Source organism: Secundilactobacillus muriivasis, assembly GCF_054785195.1.
The window spans coordinates 21,106-40,176 of sequence record NZ_BAABMI010000039.1; the positions used below are offsets into that span (position 1 = coordinate 21,106).

Below are 19,071 nucleotides of genomic sequence, written 5' to 3' on the forward strand. Positions count from 1 at the left end.
GGTCAGTTCTATGGGCGGAACTGAAAGTTGAAACGGTCATGTGAGTCACGTGACCAGTTTAAAGGTAAGGAGGGCGTTCAATGCTCTATTGGGAAAACCAAATGGTCACCTTTATTATCAACTGCCTACTGATTACCGGTTATGCACTACTTTACACTTGGACCCGGGACGCCAAGTTTACGTCTGAGCGGAATCGGCGCTGGCGTGGCGTATATCAGATTAGTCTGACAGTCGTCTTTTTGGCACTGTTTCACTTTGCCTCTGAGTTGCGAATCCTGCAGGAACATAGCCCTCACGGCTTTGGCTGGACCTACATTAGTTTTCAGGTTGGCGTGCTGATTTACGCGCTGTATTTTTCCAAATCCAAGCGGCTCTTTTGGACGTTGGCGGTGACGTTATTGATTTGGTACTGGTGGTTGCCAGGGGTTCCAAATTGGCTACCACCGTATGTTGCCAGTTTGCTGTTGATGTATGGCTTACAGCAACTCGGTGACGTGTTGATCAAACGATGGTACCTGTACTATTCGGCCTGTGCAATCTTCACGATTCCGTTTTACTGGGCTAATTTTGAATCGTTAGAGGGCATCGACGTTGGTTGGCCGTGGGAAATTGTAACGACCATCATCATCTTCATGATCCTCTGGCAGATTCAGTACCGAATGTTGCAACAACGGATTCGACAAGCGTTACTACTGCGGGAAGCCAGCACGGATACGTTAACGAAACTCAATAACTTTCGGGTCTTCAACGAGGACCTGGGAACGGCGTACGAGCATTTTCACCAAACGGAATCAATGTACGCGTTATACACCTTTGACATTGACCACTTCAAACGAATCAACGACCAGTACGGCCACCCAATGGGCAACACCGTACTAGAGCGGGTCGCGGTTCGGTTTAATGGGTTGATGCGCGAGATTAACGGGACGTCGAAAACCTACCGGACGGGTGGCGAAGAGTTCTGCTGCATCTTGTTTGATGTTAATCCGGAATCCGAGCACGCCGAACAAGTGGCCAACCACCTGCGCGAGGAATTGAGTGAGCTTCAATTCAGCACGCGACAGGGCGAGCAGTTTAGCATTACCGTCTCCGTTGGCGAGGCGCTGATTCAAGACTATGATCAGAACTACATGGACATCTATAAGCGGGCTGATCAACGATTATACCATTCGAAAAATGCGGGTCGGAATACGGTAACGGTTCGTGGTAATTGAATAAGGGACTGAAACGAATGTCATCGTGAGTGCGATGGGGTTCGTTTTTTTGTTGTCGCTTGTGTCCAGCGTAAGTGTGCGGAGCGAGACGGGTTGAGAGCAGTGTGCAAGGCGACATCGGTGAAGGCGCCCGGGCCTGGCGGGTTTACCGATGTCGCCTTGCATGCAGCTCTCAGTCTCGCGCAGCACCATTCGGCGTGGTGGACAGAAAGCGCGTGGTTGACAAGTTCTTACAACTTCAGGAACCCTGGAAATAACAGTTTAAGTGGCGCCGAATTTTGTAGCCTGAGAGCGCCGTTTTTCATGCGGCTTTGGCGAGCGAAGCGATGACAAACAGCCGACACCCAAATCGCACCCAACACTTACGCTTGACACAAACGACAATAACAATCAGACACCACCAACGGAATGCTTTAACTTAACAAATTCGCTGAATTATCGAGTTGAACGTGCTAGACTAAACTTAAAAATAAACGCTTAGGCATGAGAACTGAAAGGAAGTAGCTGAGATGACAAAGGTAATTATCCCTGAAATTGCGGATGCGCAAACGGATCACTATTTAACCAAGAAAGGGTACGAGGTGTTAACCGTTAAGAATCCCACCGAAGCCAGCATCTTGGCGACGGCACCGGACGTTGCTGGCATTATGATGTTTGTGGCGCCTTTCCCCAACAGCTTGTACGCTAAGCTCCCTAACTTAAAAGTGTTGGCCCGTTACGGTGTTGGCTATGACAGCATTGATGCGGAGTACGCTGCCTCACAGGGCGTTTGGGTAACGAACACGCCCGGGGCGAATGCCGTCAGCGTTGCTGAATCAGCGATTACTGATATCTTATTGTTAGCCAAACAGTCGGTAACGATTGCGGCTAAGATGCAGGCCAACGACACGACCGGTGCGAAGACCATTATGGGTCACGAACTGAACGGCGCAACGGTCGGCATCATTGGTTATGGTAACATTGGTCAGGCGTTAGCTAAGATGTTGAGTGGCTTTGGCGTGAACGTGCTGTTGTATAACCGGACGCATCGAGAGACTGAGTACGGCAAATACGTTGATTTAGAAACTCTGCTGACTGAGTCCGATTACGTCAGCATCAATATCGCTGCGGTACCAGCAACCGAGCATTTGATTGGCGAAGCTGAATTGAAACTCATGAAGCCATCGGCCTACTTGGTCAACCTTGCGCGGGGGTCGATCGTTGATGAGGCGGCTTTGATTTCGGCGCTGAAGAACCACGAGATCGCTGGTGCTGCCTTGGATGTCTTTGACGTTGAACCGTTACCACGAGATAGTGAATTTTTCCAACTCGACAACGTCTTTTTAACACCACATACGGGATCGAATACCGTTGAGGCTGGTCGGAACATGGCAATGGGGGCCGCTCGGATGATTGACGAAGTTCTCTCAGGAAAAACGCCTGAGTGGCCGGTCAATTCACCTAAGTTGTCCTAGTAGTTATTGCCCATCATTGCGATAATGAAACCCTTCTTTTAAGCGCCTATTTTTCGCCGGTCAATCGAGCCGAAAAGCCGCGAGTTAAGTTGTTTTGAAACTTGGAAACGGCATGCTAAACTGTGGTCACTTAAACGAAGGGGGGATCCATCATGGCAATTGCTGGATCGTTATATCATACTGAAGTCGTTAATGAAAAAGGTTTGAGTGGGATTAGTTTCGTACGGGGGAACGAGGCGCTGGCGTTGGGGGTCAGCAGCTCGTTAGTGAAATCACCGGGAGTAAACCCGGAACAGTTAACGGGGCTTGCCATCAGCACCTGTTTTAACGCCACCATTGAATTAGTGGAACGGGCGCATAATCTGCCACATAAGAGCGTGGTGCATACCGGTGTGGATCAATTGAAGGATGACAAAGGGTATCAATTTGTCGTTCGGGTGCAGATTCTCATGACCGGTGTCGAACGTGAATTGGCAGAGCAACTGGTGAACGAAGCTAAGGACTACTGTCCGGTAGCGAAGTTGATCAAGGCCAATGCGAACGTGTCGTTCACGGTGGTGGATCAGTTTGAATTTTAACCGAGACTGAATTTTACTCAATGTAAAAGCGCCACGGATTCTTGAACATCGAATCCGTGGCGCTTTTTGTGGGCAGTTGTGAGGCCACATTGTGTTAAAGGTTATAACCGTTGATGCCGCAAACGGCCAAACACGAACCGGTCACTCAGCGCAATAAAACTCCCTTGGAAAATCAACGCCACAAACGTCCCCACGTTGACTGCCCAAACTTGATGCTGAATCGCAAAGGTGATGCAGATAATTGTCAGTGGCGTCAGGTAGGCGACTAACGAGGCCACGATGGCGTTACCGTGTAAAAACGGAACCGAATGATTTGCATTAAGTCGTCATTTGGATGCAAGATAAGGTTGACCCGCTGGTAGATTGAGATGCCACAGCTGATCAACATCACGCCGATAATATCGACAATGACGGCTGCTGCGATGGGTAACTGGGTGATACCCAGATGAAGCAAGAGTTGGGTAATGCCGCTAACGAGGTAGCTAAACGGCACCATAAACAAGAAGTTGCCTAACATTCGGTGCCAGTCAAATTGCCGTAGTAATAGCGCGTTAGCTAAAATCACCGCCACCCCTTCAATTAGCAGCATGTTACCCAGATTCATGGCAAACAGGTGCGCCAGATTCACCGCCGAAGCTGTCCACAGCGCGCTCCCCAGGTTGAGGGAGACGGTGAGGGCGTTACCGAAAGCGTTGATGAGAATTGAAACGGTCAGTAGAAGGCAGTCCCCGAGAATGGTAGGCTTGCCGCTTGGTTGGTACAATGGAATCGATCCTTTCGTGAGCCGGATGACGATTTAACGAAACCGGTTGCGAGTTATTTGAAATACAGTTTGAAATCTGTTAGATTTGTTAAAAATAAGTGCTGTTACAATTGGGAGGAACTAAACATGTCAGAGACACCGGCTTTTCGACCTTTGATTTTTCGCCGGGTGTTATTAACCGTTGATGCTGATGATAGCACATCGACGCAACGCGCGTTTCGGTATGCGTTAACGTTGGCGCTAGATTATCAGATTCAACTGGGCATCTGCTCGGTGGTTGAAAATCACGATATTAACATTTACGATTCGCTGATTCCAGCGAAGTTGCAGGAGAAGCGCGATGCCGTTCAGGCGGTTGTTGACCGGTACGTGGCCACGGCACGGGAAGCTGGCGCACAACACGTGAGCGGTTACGTCAACGAGGGTGGCGACGTGGACGACGTTATCTTAGATGAGCTGTTGCCCGACTTTGATCCCGACCTCGTGGTTTGCGGTGCCGATACTGAATTTTCGGCGCACCGGGTGGCGGGCGCGGTTAGCCTAAGATTGGCTAAGAAGGCGCCAGTTTCGGTTATTGTGGTGAGATAGTCGCATTAAAAATGGTAGTCCCATGAGGGCTACCATTTTTGAATTAGTGGCGTTCCAGATAGTCTTTAAGCACAACTGCTTGATTATGCGTTTCATCCTTAGCGCCGTACAGTAAAATCACGTTACCGTTCTTTGCCTGCGTCGTGACCAAGTCAATGAACTTGTTTAAATCAGGATTAGCGTCCAATTCCGCTTCATAACGGGTTTTAAATTCCGGATACTTCGCTGGTTCGTGACCAAACCACTGCCGCAGTTCCTTGGTCGGCGCAATCGTTTTAAACCACTCATCAAGCGCGGCCTTTTCTTTTGAAATGCCTCGGGGCCAAACCCGGTCCACTAAAATTCGAAAACCGTCCATATCAGCCGGTTTGGTGTAAATGCGTTCAATTTTTAACGTCATGTTCATTCACCTTCTCAAATGATAAGATAACACATAGTGAGACTAGAAAGGAACTGATAACCGTGAAAACGGATGAATTGAAGACATTTTTTAGTGGTCGTCCGACGGCTGATATCACCAAAGCAATTTTGGGTAAACGGCTAAGTTACCAATCACCACAGGGGTTACTGAGTGGCATTATCGTGGAGGTCGAAGCGTATTTAGGTCAGGAAGATTCAACCGCCCACGCCTTTAATGGTCGCCGAACGCCGGCTAATGAAGCGTTGTACGGCGAGCCGGGAACGATTTACATTTATACACTTCGCGGGCAGTACATGTTTGATGTTGCGGTGCAGGAAAAGGACAATCCGCAAGGTATCCTGGTTAGGGGCTTGGAACCGGTTGATGGCATCGACCTGATGACCGAAAACCGGCATGGCAAAACGGGCAGCGACATCAGCAATGGTCCGGGGAAGTTGATGCAGGCGTTGGGGATTCAAAGCAAAGATTTGAACCTGACCATGGTCAACGCTGGACCACTTTCAATTGACCTTGAACATGGTCGTCAGCCCAAAGAAATCGTCACTTCGGCCCGAGTCGGCGTCAGCAAGCGCGGCGATTGGACGGAAGCACCGTACCGATTCTACGTGGCTGGCAATCCGTACGTTTCGGGGATGCGGAAGCGAGATATGGATCTGACAACCAATGGCTGGCTAAACTAGAACATAAAAAGGCGCGTCATTCACCAAGAATTGTGGTGAGTGACGCGCCTTTTATGATTCAAATCTAGTTATCGTGAGTTGCTTGTTCCTGCTCGTAAAGTTTATCGTGCACGTACGGATACGTCCATTTGACCATGATCGACATCGTAAGCGGTAGTAGGATGACGAGAATGATCAGGCCGATAATCACGGTCATGGCGACTTGAATGAGCGTCAGGACGCCAGATGGCATCAGTGCGGCAAAGGTGCCACCGAGGATGATTGCGGCTGAAATGACGACTGTCCCAATGATGGCACTAGCGTTGATGATTCGTTTGCGCACATCCGGTATTTTAGTAGCGTCATCTCGGTAGCGCATCATTAAGAAGATGCTGTAGTCCACACCCAGTGCAACCAACATAATAAAGCTGAAGAACGGTGTGTTCCAGGTTAGCAATGCTTGACCTAAAATCACATTTGACAGTAATCGGGTCAGCGTAAGGGCACTGACGTAGGTCGCCATTAACGTGCCGATAATGGTTAACGGTTGAATCAGTGAACGGGTCACGAAAATCAGCGCGATGCCGATGCCGACCAGCATGATGATGGCGGTCCGGATAAAGTCACTGTTAGACAATGATTCCAAATCAGCAGTCTGAGAAGTCTGCCCACCAATTGCGACGGTCGCGTTAGCCAGTGAGGAATGCTTTAACTTGGCGTGCACGTCGTTGGTGATGGTTTGGATGCGATGCGCCGATTGAGTCGTGCTAGGATCGCTGTTTAAGACGATCGTCAGCGTCGTGATGTGATCGTTATCGGCCATGAAGGCGTTCAGAGCGGGTTTAAAACTAGCACCAGCAAGCGTGGCTTTGGGAATATAGAATTGGTCACCGATATAAGAGGACTGCAATTCGGCTAAATACCGTTTGACGCTGGTCGTACCACCACCGATTTTAGCCAGCGCTTGGTTAGCACTGGTCAAGCCACTTTGAAGTTGCTTCGTCTGTGCTTGCATGGCGGTTAATTTAGTTTGGAGCTGTTTGACACCAGCGTTGACCTGCGTACTGCCGCTAGCGACTGATTGAGCGCCGTTAACCAACGTGGCGCTTTGAGATGATAACTGTTGTGCGCCACTGTTTAAAGTTGCTAAACCACTGTTAAATGGTGAGACGGCTTGGTTTAACTGCCCTAAGCCGTTAGTGAGTTGAGCCGAACTACCAGCAAGCTGGCTGGTCCCGGATGCGAGAGCGGAAATTTGGCTAGTTTGCGTTTGCAGTTGATTGAGTCCACTTGTTAATTGCTGACTACCGGCAGTTAACTTGCCCACACTTTGACTAAGCGTGCTGGTACCACTAGCGAGTTGACTAGAACCGCTCGTCAGTTTTGAGACGCCAGCCGTGTAAGCAGCGACGCCTTGACTCAGTTGCTGGGCACCGCTTTGGAGTTGACTAGTGCCGGTAGTTAATTGCGACAGTTGAGTGGTTTGATTGCCACTAGTTGCACTGGCTAGTTGCGTGTTGGCTTTACTCAACCCACTTTCAACTTGCGTCAGTCCTTTATTAGCCTGAGTTAATCCGGTCACCAATTGGCCCAATTGGTGGTTTAAATACAGTTGACTGATGCGACTTCCACCGGGTTGGGTGACTGAACTAACTTGTTTGACGCCCGGTTCAGCTTTTAGATAGTTCGTTAAGTCATCGATGGTGCCCAGGTCACGTTGGTTGTTCAGTGACTTGTCAGCCTCAATGTAGAGGGTCGAAGGACCAGACATCCCGGCTGGATAGTGTTTTTGAATCAGGTTGTAGCCGGCTTTTGATTCAACGGTATTTGGCAACTCGTCCGCACTATTAAAGTTGAGCTTTTGCTGGCTGAACAGTAATAGTGGGGTGATGGCGAAGAGCATCAGGATCACCGTGGTTATCGTGTGGGTCATGGCTGAGTGAGATAGCCAGCGCCAGATAGGGTTAGTGCCATGAGTGTCGAGGTTTCGGCTGGGCCAAAACATGGTTTGACCGAGGAGCGCCATGAAGAACGGGTTTAAGGTTAATAGAACGGCTAGCAAGACGATGACGCCCACCGCAACGCCCACTGCGGACTGGTAGAACGAGAATTTGGCGAGGGCGAGGACCGCAAAGCCGATGAACACGGAGATGCCGCTGTAACCAATGGTGCGGCCCGCGTGCTTGCGGGCGACTTTGGTGGCGTTATCCGCGCTAAGGCCGTTAGCGAGTTCCTCTTTGAACCGGTTATACAGCAAGATATTGTAGTCGGTCCCAATTCCGAAGAGGACAACGACCATGAAAATCTGGGTAAAGTTAGAGATTGGAAAATCAAACTGTTGAGCGAGATTCATCACCAGACTCGATGACACGAGGTAGGCGATGGCGACCGTCAGTAGGGAAATGATGGGGACTAGTAACGAACGGAATACGAGTATCAAGACGATGAAGATGAAGACGGCCGCGATGATTTCCGTTTTCTTTAGCCCGGCTTGCGTCGTGGTGGAAAAGTCGTCATTTAACAACGCACTCCCCGTAACGTAGGTCCGAAGCCCGCTGATGTGCAAATGCTGGCGAAGCTGTTGCGCTTGCCGATGCACTTTAGCACTATCGGACAAACTGATCATCGCCAGTTGAGTGGTGCCATCCTTGGCACTTAGCTGTTTTTTAGCGGCCGCGTTATCGCTGGCGCTGGTCATACTTAGAATATCTAGGTTAGCGTCCTTTTTAATTTGACGGATGCTGTGCGTGATGCGTTGTTGGTCCTTGGACGTGAGCTGACCATATTGCTTGTTGAAAACGACGATCAGTGACCGAACGCCACGATTATTGACGGATTTGCGGTCGATCGTTTGCGCGACTTCGCTTTGAACGGATGAAGGCAGGGTCACCTGACCCTTATCGCGAACGAGTCGGCTAACGTTTGGCATGGCGACCAACGCAGCGATGATCAGTGCTAACCACACTAGGGCTGCGAGGCCGTGTTTCTTGATGAAGACTTGCATGTAACTTCCCCTCTCATTGGCAAGTGATTAAATTTAGACACTTGTCTAACTAATAAGTGCATGATAAACTCGGGGCAAGTGAAATACAATTCACAAAAACGCCGACCTGCCAAAGTTTAGACAGATCAGCTAAATTGCAAAAATGAGGTGAACATGGTGAAGTATGATTTGAGTAAGCGGCCAACGAAGGGGGCACAACGCACGCTTCGAGCGTTTTCAAGTGCGATGTTTGAGCTGCTGGAACTGAAGTCGTTTGAGGCGATCAGTGTCAATGAACTCTGCCAACGCAGTGACTATCCGCGGGCCACGTTTTATAACTACTTTGATGATAAGTACGACCTCGTGAACTATTGCTGGTACTTGTTAGCCACTGAAATTCGGGTGGGGGAAGCGCCCAAGTTATCGCCAGACGAGATTTTGGTGACCTATTTTGACCGATTGTATCGGTTCTTCGCTCATCATCACCGCCAAATGACCGCAATTTTGCAGCATAACGAGGTTGATGAAACGTTGATTGCTAGTTTTACCAACTACCTCAAGCAGACCGTCCGGACGATTTTTCGGCAGGTATTTGGCGATCTGCAACTTAACATTCCGTCAGAGCTTTTGGTGACGCAGTGCAGTGCGACGTTGCTTAATCTGATTGAGTGGATCTTTTTGCAGGATGAACCGACGACTTTAGCCGAAGCGCACCGTTATCTGTCAATTTTGATTGGCAATTCGAAAACGGTAGTGGTACCAGGCGTTTGTGCACCGAATGAATAGAAGTGAAAATAAAAACGGTTCTGATAACGCCCACAAAAGTAGGGGTATCAGAACCGTTTTTAGATTCAAAAATTAAAGGTATTTGGCATCCATTTCATCATCTTGAGAGGTCAAAATCTTAGGACCGTCCTTAGTGATGACCAAGGTGTGTTCGTACTGAGCCGATGGTGAGCCATCAGCTGAGGCATAGTACTGCCATGAGTCGCCAGGAATTGGCTTGGAAACGATCTGCCAAGTGCCCAAGTTGACCATGGGTTCGATGGTGATGGTCATGCCCTCGCGAAGACGCAAGCCCTTACCAGCTTCGCCGTAGTGAGGGACGTTTGGTTCTTCGTGCATGGTTGGTTGAATGCCGTGGCCAATGAGTTCGCGAACGTCACCCATGTGGTTTTCGTCTTCAACGTAGTGTTGGATAGCAGCGCCAATGTCACCGATCCGGTTGCCGACAACGGCTTGGTCGATCCCGAGATAGAGGGCCTTTAAGGTCACGTCCATCAGGTGTTGCTTTTCAGCAGAGATTTCGCCAACCGCGTAGGTCCAGCAAGAATCACTCATAAAGCCGTCCAAGTTAACGACTAAGTCAACGGCTACGATATCGCCGTTTTTAAGGAGCAAGTCCTTACGAGGAGTAGCGTGAGCCACTTCATCGTTAACGCTGACACAGGTCGCGTATTTGTAGCCTTCAAAACCCTTTTCTTCGGCTTTAGCGCCGTGTTCTTCAATATACTTGTTTGCGAATTTTTCGATGTCCCAAGATGAAATCCCAGGCTTGATGATGTCGCGTAGGCCCTTGTGGACGCCGGCAAGAATTGCGCCAGACTTGCGCATCATATCAATTTCACGTGCTGATTTTAATGTAATCAAATTTCTGACTCCTTTTAATTTGGCTTCTCTACTAATGTACACCTTTTTGATGGGTTCTGCTAGAGAGAGCGTGAAGCAAGGCGGTTAGAGTGCGGAGGGTAAGGCGACATTGGCGAAAGTGCCCGGGTCTGGCGGTTTTGCCAATGTCGCCTTACCTGCAGCACTCTGCCTTGCTGAGCGCGTTTCCACTAGATAATAGCAACGCACATTACCAACGCTACTATAAAACATGGGCTTAGCAAGTGCAATCTTGAGGCCTTGACTGCATCATACAAATAAAGCGCAGCACCCAATCCTGAGTACTGCGCTTTATTGATGGTATATTCTGAACGGTGCTTTCCTGTCCTCGAGCCGAAACGTGTTCCGCAGGGCAGAGACTTGCACCTAAGGCACTCCAACCACAAACCCCAAAGCCCGGGGTTTCTGGTCGGAGTACCTTAGGCTCCAGTCTCTAACCGCCCTGTTCCACACTCTGCACTTTCCTGTCCTCAAGCCGAAACGTGTTCCACAAAACTGAAAGCTGCACCTAAGCTACTCCCAACACAAAGCCGAAAACCACGCCTTTCTGTCGGGAGTAACTTAGGCTCCGCTTTCAACCCGTTTTGTTCCACACTCTAATTCAGGCTCGTAATCTCACCATCATCAATGGCTTTTTGGATCTTCTTCGCCTCATCTAACCGGGATTCCACAATGTACTTCATCGTAATATCCTTATCAGATTCGGCTTGGTTAAATTGTTCAGTTAAAAAGTCGATTTGGTCTTTTAAATATGATACAAGGTCCATCTTCTCCACCTGCTTTTTATGCTTTAGTTCCCATTATAAGGCAATTCGGTTTAATTGTCGTCACGATTGCCGCCAAAGAGGATCAAAAGCCGTAACAATTGGAGGAAGGTTGAGAGCGCTGCGGCGACATAGGTCAAAGCTGCAGCGGTCAACACTTTGCGCACCATTGGCACTTCTTGTGGCGTCAGTAAGCCGCCGTCACTTAGAATCGACAGTGCTCGACGAGAGGCGTTAAATTCAACGGGTAAGGTCACCAATTGGAACAGTAACGCAAACGAGAACAACAAAATGCCCAAGTGGATCAACGTCTGGTTCATCCCCATAAACACCCCAATCAAAATGAGTGGGAAGGAGGCGGTGGAGCCAATGTTGGCGAGGGGCACGATGGCTGATCTCAACCGCATGGGGCCGTAGTTGTTGGCGTCTTGGACCGCGTGACCGCATTCGTGAGCAGCTACGCCGATGGCGGCTACGGAGGTTGAATTGGCCGTGGCCTGTGACAAACTTAAAATCTTAGTCTGGCCGTTGTAGTTATCAGTTAAGTTACCATCAATTTCCCGCACACCCACGTCGTTGATCAGTGACTGTTGCAGGATGTATTGGGCTGCGCTGGTCCCGGTGGCACCACTTTGGGCGCGCACCCGGTCGTATTTGGCAAACGTACTATTCACATACGCTGACGCGGCCATCGAGAGTAGCAGGCCGATGATGACGAGGAAGTACGTGGGGTCAAATAACGCAAAAATTGGTGAGGTCATTCGCATCGCTCCGTTTCTAAAATTGGTTTGACTAATGTTGACCAACATTATAGCAAATAATACCGGTGGGTGCACGGAAATCGGTGGTAATTAACCGAAGTGTTAGGAATTCAGTTCACTCGGAGTCTGAAAATTGCCCGGCGCCTGCCAAAGTGCTATAACGAATTTGGAAGGGGCGAGAGAAAGAATGGAAACGAAGCAGTTAAGTGGTCGGGCACGAACTTGGTTTGTCGCGACCCTGTTAATGGGCACTTTTACGATGTCAATCAGCCAATCAGCGCTATCGACGGCCTATCCCACGCTGATGCGGTACTTTAATATCTCAGCGTCAACGGTTCAGTGGTTAACGACTGGGTTCATGCTGATCATGTGCGTGATGATGCCGGTCAGTCCGTGGTTGTTGGGCAATCTCGGTTTTAAACCACTCTTCTTGAGTGTGTTAGTGATGTTTGATGTGGGGACCTTGCTGATTATTTTGGCGCCGAATTTTCCGTTAGTCCTGTTAGGGCGGGCGCTGGAAGCTATCGGTGTCGGGGTGTTATTCCCATCGTATCAAACGGTGCTGTTGGCAATCACGCCTGAGGAAAATCGGGGTAGCGTGATGGGCTTAGCCGGTTTGGTGATGGGCTCGGCGTTAGCAGTTGGCCCGATCATCTCTGGCATTGTCTTGCGCTTTACTAGCTGGCAAGGCCTGTTTATCGTGTTCATGATCGTCATCACGCTGGTTGTTTTACTGGCGTTACGGACGATCATCAACGTGTTGCCAAGTACGCCATCCAAGCTGGACGGGCTCTCAGTGATTTTGCTGGTCGGGTTCGTTGGCGTGCTGTATGGCATTAACGAGATCGGCAAAGCGGGCGTGAACTGGTCAGTCGTTGGGACGATCAGTGTGATCAGTATCTTAGCGCTGATTTGGTTTGGGTATCGGCAACTGCATTTGTCAGAACCATTGCTGGACCTGCGGGTATTTGCGGTGCCGCAATTCAACGCCGCCGTTTGGTTGACTGGTCTGTCGTACATCGCCTTGATCGTGGTGACGATTGTCTTCCCACTCTATTACCAACTCGTGTTAGGTGTTAGTCCGTTTATCTCGGGGATGGCGCTGGTCCCAGGCGCGGTGTTCTTGAGTGTACTAAATCCCTTGACCGGGAAGTTAGCGGATCGACTCGGCTTTAAGCGCGTGCTGTTGATTGGCATGACGATGATCCTAGTCGGCTGGGGAATCTTGGTACTGATTCCTGGAACCGTGGCACTCTGGGGCATGATGCCGATTGCGATGTTGATCGAAGGGGGCAACGCCTTCGTGATGATGCCGGCGGTGACGCTGGGCGCGGATGCCTTACCGAAGCAACAGTTGTCTCATGGGACAGCGGTGATCACCACGATGCGGCAACTGTTGGGGTCAACCGGCGTTGCCGTGGCCACGCTACTGTTATCGCTGCATGGTGGGACCGCTAGTTTGGCGGGGTTCCACTTGGTATTTATCGTGTTCTTCATATTGGAGCTGATTGGGTTAGGGTTAGCGCTGAGTTTGAAGGAACACCGAGTGGCGATGGCGGCTTGATCACTTAATTTTTGAACAACGAAAAAGACAACCAATCTGCGTTTAGCAGGAACGGTTGTCTTTTTATGTAAGCTCATCATAATAGCTCTAACGATATATAGATGGCTGACTGAAGCCTAGCGCGTCAGACCCGCCCGAATCTCTTCAAGCACCGCAGTGGTCGGCTGCCAGTGGCGGTCCTTAGTATTTTTTTGCACCATGATCACCATGGCAACGACGAATTGGTTGGCGTTGGCGAACGTCACATTATTGATCTGCCAGTGCACGTAATCAATCGTCACTTGGCTCAGAACCCGAATGACGATAACGTGTGACTGGCCACTTAAACGTTCTACCATGTCAATGTATCGGTTAGTTTTCCGTCTTAGTCCAAGCAACGCAACCACATCCCCTCTTTTTCTAAAATTATACGCCAGTTAGTTTGGGGGTGCGAAAGATTATTTTGTTATGCAAGAAAAATGATAGTTCTCTCATAAAGGAATCTTTACTGGGGATTTTAAAAGATGTAACCGCTATAAATACGATGAAACCGCGATGTATAGCTTGCTTTAATTTGGATTTTTTATGAAAACAAGTCACCATTGGTATCAGGAATATTTTATTATAATCTCATTTTTAGTTTTCGTTCGGGTTTAAATAGGCTACAATAGGAATAAGGCAATTTGAAAAGACCTTGGAAGGAGAATTACGACCTTATGACTGAGTCAAGCAAAGTTGAAACGGCTGCGTTATATATGAATCCAGCCAGAGATGTTGCAGTTTTAAACTACAGCAACAAGTACATCTCCGACATCTTTACTTTAATTAACAGTAAAGAACTCGCCGAAGTTGTTCGTTTATTTTTAGAGCATAGAAGACATGATGAGGAAAGTACCAAGAATTACTTCGAGGATACCGACCCTAAAACCTATTTGGATACCATCCGTGCGGTATTGTTAAACCGCGACGATGCATTTGATAAATACAACCGTGAAGAAATCCTCGACAGTATCGAAGAACTTTACTCTTACTACCGTTCATACCTTCGAATCGGTGTGTTGAACGTTCATGGTAGCGACGCCACGACCAACACCTTTATGCAGATGGATAACCAATTTAATGAATTGGTGATCAAAACTTACCGGACGATTGAAGAGAAACTCCAAGGCTCTCGCAACAAAACCTATCGTCAAGTGAGTGCTGGGACATCTGCTTGCGTCTTGACTCAATCACACGATTGGCCAATTCCAAGTGGTTACGAAGCATTGAAGCCAATCCGCTTCTTAGATACGTTGATGCTACGGCCACCAATGATGATGACGACCCCAAGTAACAAGCGGGAAGGGACCTTTACGGCGGTTCCTGATAACCCAATCAACAAGTTCCATGGCGCTCAAAGCGAATGGTACTGTTTCCCAGCTAAGATCGGTGAAAGTTTAGCATACATCTACTTCCACCGCGATTACTTCGTTAGTGGGATCTCACTTGCCAACTTGTTTGAAGTTGCCGATGCTAAGGACGTTGCTGGCCACAAGCCAGACTTGATCTTGCTCTTCGGGCTTCAAGAAACTGAAGGCGGCGTGAGCCACTACTACCACGATACCGAAAACGATATCTGGGTCGGTGAAGTGCCATACAACGACAAGACCACATACTTCGGTTACATGAAGAAGATGTGCTTGACGTTACACAACTTACACATGATCTACGAGAACCGCTTACCAATCCATGGTTCAATGGTTCGGATCAAGTTCTCAAACGGCAAGAACAAGAACGTGGTCTTCTTCGGTGATTCAGGTGCCGGGAAGTCTGAATCTTTGGAAGCCTTGCAAGAAATTGCGGACGATAAGATTTTGAGTCTTGAAACCATCTTTGATGATATGGGGAGCTTCACCTTAACGGATGACGATCTCTATGCGCAAGGGACTGAAATTGGGGCCTTCGTGCGGTTGGATGACTTAAGTTCTGCCGTGGCCTTCAACAACATGGACCGTGGGGTTTACTTGAACCCTGACCGTAAGAACGCCCGGGTTATCATCCCAGCCGATTCTTACCGTCGCGTGATTGCGCACCACGGCATCGACATGTGGGTTTACGCAAACAACTACGATAAAGAAATTGGGATCCACCAATTTGATAACAAAGACGAAGCAAAGGCAACCTTCATTGAAGGCAAGCGGTTTGCTTTGGGCACGACTGATGAAGTCGGCATGAGCACCACCTTCTTCGCTAACCCATTCGGGCCAGTGCAAGAAGAAGAAAAAACGCGTCCAATCATCGACAAGGTCTTCGATCGTTTATTCGACCAAGGCGTCTATGTCGGCGAAGTCTACACCCACTTGGGTACGGACAAGTCGAAGGACAGTTTGAATGAGTCAGCACAAGAGTTGTTGGATGTGTTGATGAATTCATAGAGAGCGGAACAAAACGCTTTGAGAGTGGAGTATAAGGGCGTTCCCGATAGACTGGCTGGTTTTTGGCCAGTCTATCGGGGACGCCCTTATATGCAACTCTCAGTTTTGTGGAGCTCATTTCGGCGCAGGCTAATAAATGTGGTAACGTCAGCAGGCTTCGCCGGATTAACGATTAGCGCAAACTAAAGCTTAAATGGCGCCGAAAACAAAGTAACAGCAATGAGCGTCGCCAGTACCACTCTGATGTAAAAAAGCACTTTGGTTTTTGCGCTTTATGGCAGAAACGCTGCACCCACGCTAAAACTAAGAAATGGACAAGTTGACTCAATGCCAACTTGTCCATTTCTTTTGTTTCTTATACCACATAACCGATACATTAAGAGAATCTAAACATCACTCAAATACCTTGCCCCGAATCCCCAAACCAACTATACTAGTCCAAAATCAAACGAAAAGGGTGGTTGCCCGTGCAAGCATTATTGATGAAAATTATCTGGTCGTTCCTGACCGTTACTGGGTTTGTGGGGGCCATCGTTGGCGCTATTTTGCCAGTTATTCCAGGAATTCCGTTTTTGATCTTGGCGATTTATAGTTTGAAGAAGCTGTCGCCATCATTCCATCACTGGTTGAGTAATACGCGGTTAGCGAAGTGGTTGCAGGAGCGGCAGCCGAAGTTGGCGAAGTGGTTGGTGGGGTAGTTGGAGACGGTTATTTAGTCTAAACGTGTTCGTTCACGACTATTGCGTAGCCTAAACGTGTTTCGAGAGAACGCTGCTTTCCTTAGGATTGGGCCTGTTCTGCTCGTTACTTTTACCTAGCCTAAACGTGTTCCGAGAGGCAGGGACTTGCGTGTAAGTTAGCTAACGTTAACGTAAGACTGCCAATTCCGGGCATGCTCACTACTATTACGTAGCCTAAACGTGCTCCAGGAGGCAGAGAGCTGCATGCAAGTCAACTAACGTAAAACCGCCAGACCCGGGCGCTTTCACGTTAGTTGACTTGCACACTGCTCTCTAACCGCCTCCTTCCGCACTCTCTCCAAAAAAATAAATGCATATTCAGTGCAAATCCCCTTCATCTCAGGTACGCTATAGCAGTCAACGTGGTTAAGCGCCACCTGACATTACCATTAGAGGGGGCAACAACATTGAAGGCACAACAATTAGGACTCGTCATTGCTGGCGCCGCAGTGATTATCGGCTTGGGCATTCTCCAACCGAAGACGGCGGCTGCTTACCAGTGGCACGACACAGCCAACCAACCGATGACTGAAAAGAACGCAGCTTACTATGGATCACGCAATGGTCAACATCAAGTAACCTTGAAGCAAGGCGATTCTGTTAAACAGATGACGGCTGGGACACGCTAATCAAACAAAAAGCGGGGGAAATGACCTCCGTTTTTTATTTGCTTAAATTCCGGTAAAGTCAGGGTTTATTATTTCATTTATCAGTTAATAAATGGTAAACTGAATTAATAACTTGAAAGGATGCGGTTGATATGGCAAAGACATTTACTAAAGAAGAATTGAAACAATACGATGGACAAGACGGGCGTAAAGCTTACGTGGCTATCGATGGAACGGTTTATGATTTAACGGATGTTCCAGCTTGGCAGGGTGGCAAACACCACGGCCAAATGGCAGGGAACGACCTTTCTGAAGTGATCAAGAAGGCCCCGCATCAAAAGAGCGTTTTAGCAAAATTGCCAGTTGTTGGCACGTTAACTGACTAATAAATAATAAAGGTTGTCGTCACATCATCGCGTAGATGATATGACGGCAACCTTTTTTTGACAACTATAACCGATATTCCTGAAATGACTGATAATCAGCCGCAACTTGCGTAACGTACGACTGCGACCATTTGGCAACGGCTTGGTCAAATCGGTCAGAGTGGCCAACGTAACCGAGGATCAACCCCGCCGTTGGACTTTGGGCATGCCCGATGCCTAAGACCCACGCACAAGTTTTAGCGTAGGCTTCAAACTGGTCCCAATCAAGTTCAGCAAGGTCAACGGAGGCCTTCATATCCCGGAATTGGCGAACGTAGAAACTCTTCGTAGGCGTTGCAAAGTACCCAAGGAACGGATCAGAAGCCGATTGCAGAATTTTTTGGCAGTTAACGATCCGCTTACCTTCGTTTTGTTCGAACTGGGCATCTTCTTCGGGGAGTTGCTCAGCGAGTTGTCGGGTGGGCAGGGCTTCCTTGATTTGAAGCACGAGATGGCTACCGTCGAAACTGGTGAGCAACACTAAGTAGCAAAGCGAGCCAAAGCTGCCAACGCCAACACTATGTCGAACGATGTCGGTGATTTCAAACTGCGATAGCAACAGATTAACGTCAGGCTGCAAGGTCTGGCGGTACTTGGAAAGGTAGCGTTGTAAATGCTTGGTGACGTTATCGTTCACGTGACGGGTTCTGGGCGCATTTTCCTTAAAACGACAGTTACCGTCGTCATCCGTTTCGGTAAACTTGCGAACCACCTGTTCGGAATCACGCTTGCCAGCCTTGTTCAGTAACTTTTGAAGTTTTTCAGAGTGCAGACTCTGGGCTGGAATCGTGGCCAGCACGGTTTCGACGTTGTTCACGGGGTAGAAGCGGTTTAACGTGGTTCGTTCAAACATAGCACGTAAACTTTCGCGATAGGTAGCCCCCAGTTCTGGTAAGAGGGCGGTTAGTTTTTCTGGGTCGAATTGGGACTCCTGACCGGCTAATAAGGTGCTGACCGTCAGCCGTTTCACGTCCCATTCAAACGGGTTGATGCCCGTTTCATCGAAATCGTTCAGGTCAAATAACAGGTGGCGTTCGGGCGAGCCGAAGAAGCCGAAGTTACCAATGTGGGCGTCACCACAGATGACCGCGTGGATCGGTGAATTAGGCTGCCGAATGAGGTCATACTCCATTAATTCGGCGGTGCCTCGGAAGAAGGAGAAGATGGATTGGCTCATCCGTTGGGTGCGTTCAGGCAGCAGTTCCGGAATTAGAATCGAGCGCACCTGATCCATCAAGTAATTAGGATCCCGGTCGATTGGCGTAAACGTGCCAAGGTCGTCAAAGGAGAAGGCGTCACGAAGCTGCTTGCCCATTTTCTTTTGCTTTTTTAGCGATTGAGTCACAACCAGCTGACTCAGATCAAAGGGTTTAACCGACATGTTAAAGACTCCTTATGATAATTGATTACCCTCAGTGTACCGTTTTTGAAGGGCGTTCGCTAGGGGCGGAAACGGGGCAACGATTCACAAGGTGCTTCGCGAGTTGA

The 19,071-nt window shown here is 48.8% G+C and carries 20 protein-coding genes; 11 read left to right on the plus strand and 9 right to left on the minus strand.

What is annotated here, in order from left to right; all coding sequences use genetic code 11:
- Positions 1 to 80: 80 nt before the first annotated feature.
- The 3 genes from ACYVR3_RS10440 (at position 81) to ACYVR3_RS10450 (ending at position 3,246) form a co-directional block, all read left to right on the plus strand.
- A complete protein-coding gene (locus ACYVR3_RS10440; protein ID WP_461244205.1) occupies positions 81 to 1,214 on the plus strand; it encodes a GGDEF domain-containing protein in 1,134 nt (377 codons plus the stop codon).
- 509 nt (positions 1,215 to 1,723) lie between these two features.
- Positions 1,724 to 2,668 carry a phosphoglycerate dehydrogenase gene (locus ACYVR3_RS10445; protein ID WP_461244206.1) on the plus strand — a complete coding sequence of 315 codons (945 nt, stop codon included), beginning with the start codon at positions 1,724 to 1,726 and terminating at the stop codon, positions 2,666 to 2,668.
- Positions 2,669 to 2,820: 152 nt separating this feature from the next.
- Complete coding sequence (locus ACYVR3_RS10450; protein WP_461244207.1) at positions 2,821 to 3,246, plus strand: OsmC family protein; 426 nt, start codon at positions 2,821 to 2,823, stop codon at positions 3,244 to 3,246.
- Positions 3,247 to 3,347: 101 nt separating this feature from the next.
- Here ACYVR3_RS10450 and ACYVR3_RS10455 read toward each other — a convergent pair whose 3' ends face one another.
- Together ACYVR3_RS10455 and ACYVR3_RS10460 are read right to left on the minus strand one after the other, a co-directional pair.
- The gene (locus ACYVR3_RS10455; protein WP_461244208.1) at positions 3,348 to 3,524 is read right to left on the minus strand and encodes a hypothetical protein; all 177 of its coding nucleotides are present in this window, start codon (positions 3,522 to 3,524) and stop codon (positions 3,348 to 3,350) included.
- A complete protein-coding gene (locus tag ACYVR3_RS10460; protein ID WP_461244209.1) occupies positions 3,512 to 4,009 on the minus strand; it encodes a hypothetical protein in 498 nt (165 codons plus the stop codon). Before ACYVR3_RS10460 ends, ACYVR3_RS10455 begins: the two co-directional genes overlap by 13 nt.
- A gap of 126 nt (positions 4,010 to 4,135) precedes the next feature.
- Between ACYVR3_RS10460 and ACYVR3_RS10465 the strand changes: the two genes are divergently transcribed.
- Positions 4,136 to 4,597: a universal stress protein gene (locus ACYVR3_RS10465; RefSeq protein ID WP_054737412.1), complete on the plus strand. Its 462-nt coding sequence runs from the start codon at positions 4,136 to 4,138 to the stop codon at positions 4,595 to 4,597.
- Between the two features lie 43 nt (positions 4,598 to 4,640).
- Here the strand turns inward: ACYVR3_RS10465 and ACYVR3_RS10470 are convergent, their stop codons facing one another.
- On the minus strand, positions 4,641 to 4,997 hold the full coding sequence (locus ACYVR3_RS10470) for a DUF488 domain-containing protein (protein ID WP_054737411.1): 357 nt from the start codon (positions 4,995 to 4,997) through the stop codon (positions 4,641 to 4,643).
- A gap of 62 nt (positions 4,998 to 5,059) precedes the next feature.
- On the opposite strand from ACYVR3_RS10470, the gene ACYVR3_RS10475 reads away from it, so the two are divergent.
- Complete coding sequence (locus ACYVR3_RS10475) at positions 5,060 to 5,698, plus strand: DNA-3-methyladenine glycosylase (protein ID WP_461244210.1); 639 nt, start codon at positions 5,060 to 5,062, stop codon at positions 5,696 to 5,698.
- A 64-nt stretch (positions 5,699 to 5,762) separates the two neighbouring features.
- Here ACYVR3_RS10475 and ACYVR3_RS10480 read toward each other — a convergent pair whose 3' ends face one another.
- Positions 5,763 to 8,681, minus strand: coding sequence for an MMPL family transporter (locus ACYVR3_RS10480; protein WP_461244211.1), 2,919 nt, complete (start codon positions 8,679 to 8,681; stop codon positions 5,763 to 5,765).
- Between the two features lie 153 nt (positions 8,682 to 8,834).
- Here ACYVR3_RS10480 and ACYVR3_RS10485 point away from each other — a divergent pair, with 153 nt between their 5' ends.
- Complete coding sequence (locus ACYVR3_RS10485; protein WP_461244212.1) at positions 8,835 to 9,446, plus strand: TetR/AcrR family transcriptional regulator; 612 nt, start codon at positions 8,835 to 8,837, stop codon at positions 9,444 to 9,446.
- Positions 9,447 to 9,518: 72 nt separating this feature from the next.
- On the opposite strand, the gene map is transcribed toward ACYVR3_RS10485, so the two are convergent.
- From map to ACYVR3_RS10500, 3 genes are all read right to left on the minus strand, one after another.
- Complete coding sequence (gene map / locus ACYVR3_RS10490; RefSeq protein WP_057152142.1) at positions 9,519 to 10,310, minus strand: type I methionyl aminopeptidase; 792 nt, start codon at positions 10,308 to 10,310, stop codon at positions 9,519 to 9,521.
- Between the two features lie 614 nt (positions 10,311 to 10,924).
- The gene (locus ACYVR3_RS10495; protein ID WP_162838528.1) at positions 10,925 to 11,095 is read right to left on the minus strand and encodes a hypothetical protein; all 171 of its coding nucleotides are present in this window, start codon (positions 11,093 to 11,095) and stop codon (positions 10,925 to 10,927) included.
- Positions 11,096 to 11,145: 50 nt separating this feature from the next.
- Positions 11,146 to 11,853: a zinc metallopeptidase gene (locus ACYVR3_RS10500; RefSeq protein WP_054737120.1), complete on the minus strand. Its 708-nt coding sequence runs from the start codon at positions 11,851 to 11,853 to the stop codon at positions 11,146 to 11,148.
- A 187-nt stretch (positions 11,854 to 12,040) separates the two neighbouring features.
- Between ACYVR3_RS10500 and ACYVR3_RS10505 the strand changes: the two genes are divergently transcribed.
- Positions 12,041 to 13,417: an MFS transporter gene (locus ACYVR3_RS10505; protein ID WP_461244213.1), complete on the plus strand. Its 1,377-nt coding sequence runs from the start codon at positions 12,041 to 12,043 to the stop codon at positions 13,415 to 13,417.
- Positions 13,418 to 13,533: 116 nt separating this feature from the next.
- Here ACYVR3_RS10505 and ACYVR3_RS10510 read toward each other — a convergent pair whose 3' ends face one another.
- On the minus strand, positions 13,534 to 13,794 hold the full coding sequence (locus ACYVR3_RS10510) for a hypothetical protein (protein WP_461244214.1): 261 nt from the start codon (positions 13,792 to 13,794) through the stop codon (positions 13,534 to 13,536).
- Between the two features lie 318 nt (positions 13,795 to 14,112).
- Here ACYVR3_RS10510 and ACYVR3_RS10515 point away from each other — a divergent pair, with 318 nt between their 5' ends.
- The 4 genes from ACYVR3_RS10515 to ACYVR3_RS10530 all read left to right on the plus strand — a co-directional run bounded on the left by ACYVR3_RS10515 (position 14,113) and on the right by ACYVR3_RS10530 (position 17,544).
- The gene (locus ACYVR3_RS10515; protein WP_461244215.1) at positions 14,113 to 15,810 is read left to right on the plus strand and encodes a phosphoenolpyruvate carboxykinase; all 1,698 of its coding nucleotides are present in this window, start codon (positions 14,113 to 14,115) and stop codon (positions 15,808 to 15,810) included.
- Between the two features lie 467 nt (positions 15,811 to 16,277).
- Positions 16,278 to 16,508, plus strand: a complete 231-nt coding sequence (locus ACYVR3_RS10520; RefSeq protein ID WP_461244216.1) for a DUF454 family protein — start codon at positions 16,278 to 16,280, stop codon at positions 16,506 to 16,508.
- Between the two features lie 449 nt (positions 16,509 to 16,957).
- Entirely contained in the window at positions 16,958 to 17,179 is a 222-nt protein-coding gene (locus ACYVR3_RS10525; protein ID WP_461244217.1) for a hypothetical protein, read from the plus strand.
- 131 nt (positions 17,180 to 17,310) lie between these two features.
- A complete protein-coding gene (locus ACYVR3_RS10530; RefSeq protein ID WP_461244218.1) occupies positions 17,311 to 17,544 on the plus strand; it encodes a cytochrome b5 domain-containing protein in 234 nt (77 codons plus the stop codon).
- Between the two features lie 64 nt (positions 17,545 to 17,608).
- Here ACYVR3_RS10530 and ACYVR3_RS10535 read toward each other — a convergent pair whose 3' ends face one another.
- Entirely contained in the window at positions 17,609 to 18,964 is a 1,356-nt protein-coding gene (locus tag ACYVR3_RS10535; protein WP_461244219.1) for a DUF2252 domain-containing protein, read from the minus strand.
- Between the last annotated feature and the right edge of the window lie 107 nt (positions 18,965 to 19,071).